Source organism: Eudoraea sp. (genome assembly GCF_049665975.1).
In the GTDB taxonomy this organism is placed as follows: Bacteria; Bacteroidota; Bacteroidia; order Flavobacteriales; family Flavobacteriaceae; genus Eudoraea.
This window is the reverse complement of sequence record NZ_JBATGR010000329.1, coordinates 1-8,159: the sequence shown is the minus strand read 5'-3', so window position 1 is coordinate 8,159 and position 8,159 is coordinate 1. Positions and strand designations below refer to the sequence as shown.

Sequence of the window (8,159 nt, the reverse complement as noted above, 5' to 3'; positions counted from 1 at the left end):
AAACCTGCAGATGTGATTTTTTCTAAAATGGCTCCAATATGTCCATTTTCAACCGCATCTGGTTTAATCATTGTAAAAGTTCTGTTAGCTGTCATTTATAAAATTTTGGGCAAAAATACATTTTCTTACAGCAAACTACAACATTAATAATTCTGTCTTATCTCAAGAGGTACATTACCATTATTTTCAACGATTTGTAAATGAACTTCCCTCGTAATCAAATTCAGCTTTACCAGTCCAAAACTCTCTTTAGCAATAACACTACCCAATCTATATGGATTGGGCTCCCCAGAAAAATCTGAATAGGCATGAGTAAGTCCGCTACTAGTAAAATCTATTAAAGGATAGGACAGTCCGGGAATATCAATTTTAGAAAACTCAGAAATATGGCGGTCCCCAGAAAGGATAATTACTCCCTTAGCCTTAGAATCTGCCAACAATTGCTTAAATCTATCAACTTCATGGGGAAAATTTCCCCAACATTCAAATCCGTGCTCATTGGACAAGAACTGAATACTACTCACAACCAGATTAAAATCGGCATCGGTATTATTCAACTCATTGGAAAGCCATTTCCATTGTGTTTCGCCAAGAAGTGTCCCCTCACCATATTGGTTTGGCTTAATACGTTTTTCAGTTTCTCTGTCAGGGGTTAAAGCTGTTCTAAAATATCGCGTATCTAAAACTATTATCTTTATTTTACCCAGACTGCCGTTATAGTTATATGCAAAATAAACGCCCTCCTGAGTTCGTCTCGGATGATCTGCCGGTACGTCCATAAAATCTAAAAAAGCCTGTTGGCTCTGTTTTTTAGAAACATATTCTGTACCTCCATCATTTAACCCATAGTCATGGTCATCCCAGGTTCCTATTACCTGCGTGGTTTTTTTTAATTTTTTATAACCTGAAACCTTATTTTGGGCATCATATAATTGTCGTATTTCAGTTACATCTTCAGTATCTGCATAAATAATATCACCACCCCAAATCCATAATAATGGATTAGCTTTTTTTATGTCATCCCATAAATGGTTTTCTAAGTTATGCTTATTACAAGAACCAAAAGCAATTGTAATTTCCGCTTCAGGAATGGTTGTTTTAACCGATGTTTTTTTAGTAGTACAACCTGCAATTAAGGCCAAAATGGTTATTACAACGAATGATTTATACATGAGCATACGATTTAGTAAACAAAAATAAACTTTTATAAAAAGGAATATTAATCTGTCACCCGAATACTTTTAAACCATATTTATAAGGGGTGAAATGAAGTATTCTCCTGACTCTTACTTTTGGAGTTACTGGTAATGGGAATCTCCAATTTAATTGTATCTTTGCGCGCATGAATTCTGAGGACGTAAAGGCCATAAAAGCACTGCTCTCAAGGCCATTAAGAATAGTTATTGTGCCCCATAAAAACCCAGATGGTGATGCTATTGGATCTTCGCTGGGTTTATGGCATTATCTAAAAGCAATTGGACAGGAAGCAAGAGTAATTGTCCCCAACGATTATCCCAGATTCCTAAAATGGATGCCTGGCACTGACAAAGTCCTTAATTTTGAAAGAGATAACGCTGAGGCTGTTAAATACATTAATAACGCTGACATTTGTTTTACCCTGGATTTTAATCAGCTCGGAAGAGTTGGACAGATGACGCCGATACTGGAAGGGTTGAAAGCCACTTTTATAATGATAGACCATCATCAGGCTCCGGATAGTTATGCACAAATAACATATTCAGATGCCAAAATGAGTTCTACTTCTGAAATGGTTTTTAATTTTATTAGTTATATGGGGGATGTAGAAAAGATCTCGAGTGAAATTGCTGATTGTTTGTATGCAGGCATCGTGACTGACACAGGTTCCTTTAAGTATTCATCAACGACAAGCAAAACACACAGGGTGGTAGCTGAGCTTATAGATAGAGGGGCAAATAATTTTAAAGTTCAAAATGTAATATTTGATACAAATACACCCGACAGGCTGCAGCTTCTGGGTTGCGCCCTAAATAATATGGTGATTCTAAAGGATTATAATACTGCTTACACGACATTGAGTCAGGAAGAACTGAATGCCCACAACTATAAAAAAGGAGATACTGAAGGTTTTGTAAATTATAGCCTCACGCTTCAGAATATTCGATTTGCCGTTATTTTTATTGAAAATAAAGAAGAAAGAATTATTAAGATTTCATTTCGTTCTGAGGGAAATTTCTCTGTTAATGAATTTGCGAGAAATCACTTTCATGGTGGCGGGCATACCAATGCGGCCGGAGGAAGAAGTGAACGCAGTATGGAAGACACAATAAAGTATTTTGAAGCCTTATTGGAAAACTATAAAGACCAGCTTAGCTAATGAAGAACTTCCTGTATGTAATACCAATCATATGCCTTGTAGCTTGTGGCGAACCTGAACCCAGGCGGGCTGTTAAAACTCAGTCCGGAAACCTGATTAGTGCATCTGTTCAAAGGAATATAGAACTATTAAGCCAAGAGGAAGAGACTATTCAACAAATCATAGCAAAAGATAGTCTTCATCACTATCTGTCATCTGCCACAGGATCCTGGTACTTTTATAATGTTATAAATGAGGAAAGTGATTACACTCCCCTTCCTGATGATTTAGTGGCCCTTAACTACAATTTAGTTAGTCTTGAAAATGATACCATCTATTCTATGGAGGACATCGGGACAATTTTATATAAAGTAGATAAACAGGAATTATTTCCAGGCCTGCGTAATAGCGTAAAGCTTCTTAAAGAAAATGAAACTGCCACTTTCTTTTTCCCATCTGCCATGGCATATGGCTATCATGGAGATAATAACAAAATTGGACCTAACGTAGCACTTAAGTCCACCATTAGCATTTTAAAAATTGACAAACAAAAAGAAAATCTTGATAATTAAATTCTAAAAAATGAAAAAAATAATTGTAATTTTTTTAATTGGTATATCTGCATTGACAAGCTGTACATCAAGTAAGTACCGAGACCTTGGAGATGGGTTATTCGCAGATATAAATACCGGTCAGGGAGACATCATTATAAAACTCGAAATGAAAAAAACACCTGTAACGGTGGCCAATTTCGTTTCTCTGGCAGAAGGCAATAATCCTTTTGTAAGTGAAGAGTATAAGGACCGAAAATATTTTGACGGTATAATTTTTCACAGAGTCATCAAAGATTTTATGATTCAAGGAGGTGATCCTACCGGCACAGGTCGTGGCAACCCCGGTTACAGGTTTAAAGATGAATTCAACGATTCCCTGGTACATAATAAGGCAGGTATTCTATCCATGGCTAATTCTGGGCCAAAAACCAATGGAAGTCAGTTTTTCATCACCCATAAAGAGACGCCTTTCCTAAATGGTAAACACACTGTTTTTGGAGAAGTCGTTATCGGTTTAGACGTTGTCGATTCCATTGCCAATGTAAAAACCTATGCAGAACCAAATAGAAAGGACAAACCTGTAGTTGATGTAACAATGAATTCCGTGACTATTGTTAGAAACGGAAAAGAGGCCAGAAATTTTGATGCTGTACAAGTGATGACAGATTATTTTGCAGAGGAAGAAACAGTAATTGCGGCAATTGCAAAGGTTAAAACCGATTTTGCAGCAGAAATAAAACAACAACAGGAACTTGCAGAAGAGCTCCCTTCTGGTTTAAAAGTTCTTAGCCTGCAGGAAGGAACCGGTGCTAACCCAAAAATTGGAGATAAAGTGTTAGTGAATTATGCTGGCTGGTTGGCAGATGGAACTCTTTTCGATAGTAATTATGAAGAAGTTGCTATAAAGTTTGATAATTTCGATGAAAGAAGAAAACAAGGGGGAGGTTATGAACCTTTTCCCATGGATTATAGTCCGGATTCAAGGCTTGTAGCCGGATTTAAAGAGGGTTTATTAAGAATGAAAGTTGGCGACAAAATCAGAATATTTATTCCACCACATTTGGGTTATGGTGAACAAGGCGGAGGTCCAATCCCACCAAATGCTGATCTCATTTTTGACCTGGAAATTATAAGTCTAACCGAATAAAAAAAGTGGCCCGAAAATTTTCGGGCCTTTTTATTTAAGGGGTATTCTTTAAAATTTGTAATAGAAAGGTCCAAAACTTCTTAACAGAAGAAATACTAACTCTTTCATCTGGAGAATGGGCACCTTTAATGGTAGGCCCGAAGCTTATCATATCTATTTCAGGGTAATTTTTTCCGAGAATACCGCATTCCAATCCGGCATGACAGGCTACTACTTTCGGCTTTTCGTTAAAAAGGATGTCATACTGATTTTTAAGTACTTCCAAGATCTCAGAATTAGGATTTGGATTCCACCCCGGATATTCCCCTGATAAAGTAACCTTGCAATCTGCAAGTTCAAAAACGCTTTTGAGAGAATTTGCCAAATCAATTTTCGCGGTATCTACAGAAGATCTGGTAAGGCACCCAATCCTAATTTTTCCGGATTTGACTTCAATCTTGGCAATATTATTTGAAGTTTCCACCAAATCGGGAATTGCTGCACTCATTCCATAAACGCCGTTATGGGCACCATACACAGCCCTTAAGATTTTATCCTGAGTGGTTTTCTCCATCATTTTTGCTGGCATTTCAACCTTATCCAGTTTAATTTCCAGCTTAGTTTCAATAAAAGAATTCTCGTTTTTAATGTCCTGTGCCCAATCGTTAATCTTGACTTCAAAATCTTCTTTGAGCTTTGCTTTTAAAACAATTGTTGCAAAACTCTCCCGAGGAATCGCGTTCCTCAAACTTCCACCAGTAATTTGTGACACACCAATACCAAATGCTTCAGTACTTTTATACAAAAGGCGGTTCATTATTTTATTTGCATTCCCAAAACCACGATGAATGTCCATACCACTATGTCCGCCGTGTAATCCTTTGACGCTTATTACATATGCAATGTAGTCTTTCGGGACCGTTTCTTCCTCATAGTCTCTTGTAGCCGTAATATCAATTCCTCCAGCGCACCCTATGTCTATTTCGTCATCATCTTCTGTGTCTAAATTCAATAAAATCTGACCTTTGAGGACACCTCCTTTTAGTCCCATTGCCCCCGTCATACCAGTTTCTTCATCAATAGTAAATAAAGCTTCAAGAGGGGGATGTTGAATATCCTGGCTTTCCAGTAAACTCATAATCGCTGCCACACCCATCCCGTTATCTGCGCCAAGAGTTGTTCCCCTGGCCCTAACCCAATCACCATCAATATACATCTCAATCCCCTGAGTATCGAAATTAAAATCTGTTTCGGAATTTTTTTGATGCACCATGTCTAAATGAGATTGAAGCGTAATTGGCTTACGATCTTCCATTCCACTGGATGCCTCTTTTCTGATAATAACATTGCCTACTTCATCTTCAAACGTCTCTAATTGTAAAGACCTGCCAAAATTTAGTATGAATTCAATTACTTTTTCTTCTTTCTTGGAAGGACGTGGTACAGCATTAAGTTTCGAGAAATTATTCCAGATTCTTGTCGGTTCTAATTGTTCTATTTCTTTATTCATATATTAAATTAAAAGAGCAAAAATACGTATTGCAAATTAACCTAGCGAGATAATTGGTATTTTTGAATTCATGAATAATAGGTTAAAGAATGGGATTGCGTTATCTATTATCCCACAAATAATAATAGTCAAGAGCCTCGGCAGTTACCCTGAGCTTGTTGAAAATTATTACAGCAAAGGGCTATATCCATTTATTTCAAACTTTTTTCGCATAACATTTGGATGGCTCCCATTTTCCGTTGGGGATTTAATTTATGCTATCCTCATAATACTTGCCATCTGGTATATCATTGTTAAAAGAAATCAAGTAAGAAAAAACCTGAAACTTTTCTTTAGAGATATAGTACTAATAATTTCCGTAGCCTACTTTACATTTCATCTTATGTGGGGTCTCAACTATTACCGTGTACCGCTTTATCAAACACTTGAGCTAAAAGACACTTATACGACCAATGAATTGATAATGTACACAGAAAAGCTTACTAAAAGGACAAATAAGTTGCAGTATGAAATAACTTTAAATACTTCGCAAAAAGTAAATATCCCATATGATCAGAAGGAAATCTTCCAAAAGACCCTGGAGGGGTATACAGAACTCGAAATAATGTATCCGTTTTTTAATTACAAGAATCCAAGTTTGAAGAAATCTATTTTTAGTACTCTACTAAGTTATATGGGATATGGTGGCTATCTTAATCCCTTTACAAGTGAGGCTCAGGTAAATAGCAAAATACCCAATTTCAGATTTCCAGTAGTAACCGGACATGAAGTAGGGCATCAGATAGGTTATTCTGCGGAAAACGAAGTTAATTTTATTGGCTTCCTTGTTACCGCCAACAACAAGGATTTGTACTTTAAATATTCTGCCGCAGCCTATGCGCTTAGTTATTCATTAGCTGAATTAAAACTGAGAGATGAAGAGAAATTTCGTGAATTATATAACAGATTAAACCTGGGTGTGCAAAAAAACTACAAAGAATTGAATGAGTTTTGGCTGGCCTATAAAAATCCTTTTGAACCGATGTTTAAGTCAATTTTCAATACATTTCTGAAAGCGAACAACCAGGAAGAGGGGATAAAAAGTTATAGCCTTATAGTTACACTCCTTGTGACCTATGATTTAAAATATCCCATTGAATGATGGACTATATCTATTTTAGGTAAAAAGAGGAATACATAATATATTTTTAACTTTTAGTCTTGTTTCCTTTCAACTATTTTACTTCCAACGGGCATAGCATAATAGGCATCCGGTTTAGAAGTTTCAGAAAGGATAATATTATCAAATTGTACCACCTTTTTAGCTTCTTTTATTACTTTCCCCTCGTAGGCGTACCAGGTCATGGCTTTTGGTAATATGATATTATTTACTTCCATCCAATGGTCATATCGGATCCACTTGACATTGTCTGACTTTTCTCCACTTCTGTAGGTTACGGTATAACCTAACCAGGCCATTTGATAGGTTTGGGGATCATAATGCAGGAAATATTCGTCTTTGGGTGAAGTACCCACCCCTGAATCATAACTAATTGAAATACCCGGATAACTTTTTCCCTCAAAGATCAAATTTGTGGTCTCTCCATATATTATGCCATCATCAGCTAAAACAAAAGGCATGGCATAGAAATAGAACATTAGATTATGATAAAAAACTGGGTCTCCTTTATAGCTTCCAGATTTATCCATTAGCCAAACATGCTTACCATCAAAGCCCAATGAATAATCGGGAGATACTATTCTATCCATTCTCGTTTTGAGGTCAGTAGTATGAGTTTCAGTATATCCAGCTTTGGGTAAATCATATACAAGCACCTTTTTCTTCTTCCAATTTTGAATTCCGCCATGGGCTTCAAAAACCCTATCTAAAGCGTCAGGATATTTAGATTGTATAATTTTTTCCAACAAAACCTTGGAATTGTTCTTGTCTGCTTTACCGGTGGACGATTCTTTACAGGAAAATAATCCTAAAAAAATAAGTGGTAAAAAAATGATGCGCATTTCCGTTTCTTTAAGTTGTGGTCTTTGTAGAACAATTGGTAGATAGTTTACCAATTCTTCTATTTTTGTCCTATGAACAAAGTTAAGCAGATTAGTAGTTTACAAAATCCTTTGGTTAAGAAAGTATTCTTATTAAAGGAAAAATCACGTGAACGCAGAAATTCTGGCTTATTTGTATTAGAAGGACAGCGAGAATTTGAAATGGCTAGTAAAGGTGGTTATACTATTCAGAGTGTCTTATTTTGCCCCAAAATCATTTCTGAAGAAAAAGTGAGGCAAATTATTGACCAGCCAGATGAATTTCCAGAATTAATAGCAGTATCACAAGAGATATACCAAAAAATAGCCTATCGAGATAGTACGGAGGGAATTGTTGCTTTGGCCTGTTCAAAAAATCACAATCTGAATGATATTTCCTTTAGGAACAAAAATCCATTGATATTGATTGCGGAAGCTCCTGAAAAACCTGGAAATATTGGTGCTTTATTAAGAACTGCGGATGCGGCTAAATTAGATGCTGTAATTATTGTAAATAGCAATGGAGATCTTTATAATCCAAATGTAATCAGAGCTAGTGTCGGATGCCTTTTTACAGTAAATATTGCAACAGGAAATACTCAGGAAGTTATCAAT

9 protein-coding genes are annotated in these 8,159 nt (G+C 36.3%); 5 read left to right on the top strand and 4 right to left on the bottom strand.

Annotation, left to right across the window (positions count from 1 at the left end; genetic code table 11):
- Positions 1 to 95, bottom strand: a 95-nt coding sequence (locus WBN20_RS11445) for a nucleoside-diphosphate kinase (RefSeq protein WP_424281769.1), incomplete at its 3' end; no start/stop codon positions are given.
- A 48-nt stretch (positions 96 to 143) separates the two neighbouring features.
- On the bottom strand, positions 144 to 1,172 hold the full coding sequence (locus WBN20_RS11440; protein ID WP_424281768.1) for an alkaline phosphatase D family protein: 1,029 nt from the start codon (positions 1,170 to 1,172) through the stop codon (positions 144 to 146).
- Between the two features lie 170 nt (positions 1,173 to 1,342).
- Between WBN20_RS11440 and WBN20_RS11435 the strand changes: the two genes are divergently transcribed.
- The 3 genes from WBN20_RS11435 to WBN20_RS11425 are packed head-to-tail and all read left to right on the top strand — an operon-like array spanning position 1,343 to position 4,036.
- Positions 1,343 to 2,356, top strand: a complete 1,014-nt coding sequence (locus WBN20_RS11435) for a DHH family phosphoesterase (protein WP_424281767.1) — start codon at positions 1,343 to 1,345, stop codon at positions 2,354 to 2,356.
- On the top strand, positions 2,356 to 2,907 hold the full coding sequence (gldI, locus tag WBN20_RS11430) for a gliding motility-associated peptidyl-prolyl isomerase GldI (RefSeq protein ID WP_424272781.1): 552 nt from the start codon (positions 2,356 to 2,358) through the stop codon (positions 2,905 to 2,907). The genes WBN20_RS11435 and gldI overlap by 1 nt, the downstream gene beginning before the upstream one ends.
- Before the next feature lie 10 nt (positions 2,908 to 2,917).
- Positions 2,918 to 4,036, top strand: coding sequence for a peptidylprolyl isomerase (locus WBN20_RS11425; RefSeq protein ID WP_424281766.1), 1,119 nt, complete (start codon positions 2,918 to 2,920; stop codon positions 4,034 to 4,036).
- 34 nt (positions 4,037 to 4,070) lie between these two features.
- Here the strand turns inward: WBN20_RS11425 and WBN20_RS11420 are convergent, their stop codons facing one another.
- On the bottom strand, positions 4,071 to 5,525 hold the full coding sequence (locus WBN20_RS11420; protein WP_424281765.1) for an aminoacyl-histidine dipeptidase: 1,455 nt from the start codon (positions 5,523 to 5,525) through the stop codon (positions 4,071 to 4,073).
- Between the two features lie 70 nt (positions 5,526 to 5,595).
- Here WBN20_RS11420 and WBN20_RS11415 point away from each other — a divergent pair, with 70 nt between their 5' ends.
- A complete protein-coding gene (locus tag WBN20_RS11415) occupies positions 5,596 to 6,666 on the top strand; it encodes a DUF3810 domain-containing protein (RefSeq protein ID WP_424281764.1) in 1,071 nt (356 codons plus the stop codon).
- Between the two features lie 53 nt (positions 6,667 to 6,719).
- On the opposite strand, the gene WBN20_RS11410 is transcribed toward WBN20_RS11415, so the two are convergent.
- Entirely contained in the window at positions 6,720 to 7,526 is an 807-nt protein-coding gene (locus WBN20_RS11410; protein ID WP_424281763.1) for a DUF6503 family protein, read from the bottom strand.
- 72 nt (positions 7,527 to 7,598) lie between these two features.
- Between WBN20_RS11410 and WBN20_RS11405 the strand changes: the two genes are divergently transcribed.
- Positions 7,599 to 8,159 (top strand): TrmH family RNA methyltransferase (locus WBN20_RS11405; RefSeq protein ID WP_424281762.1); only part of this gene is annotated, 561 nt, incomplete at its 3' end.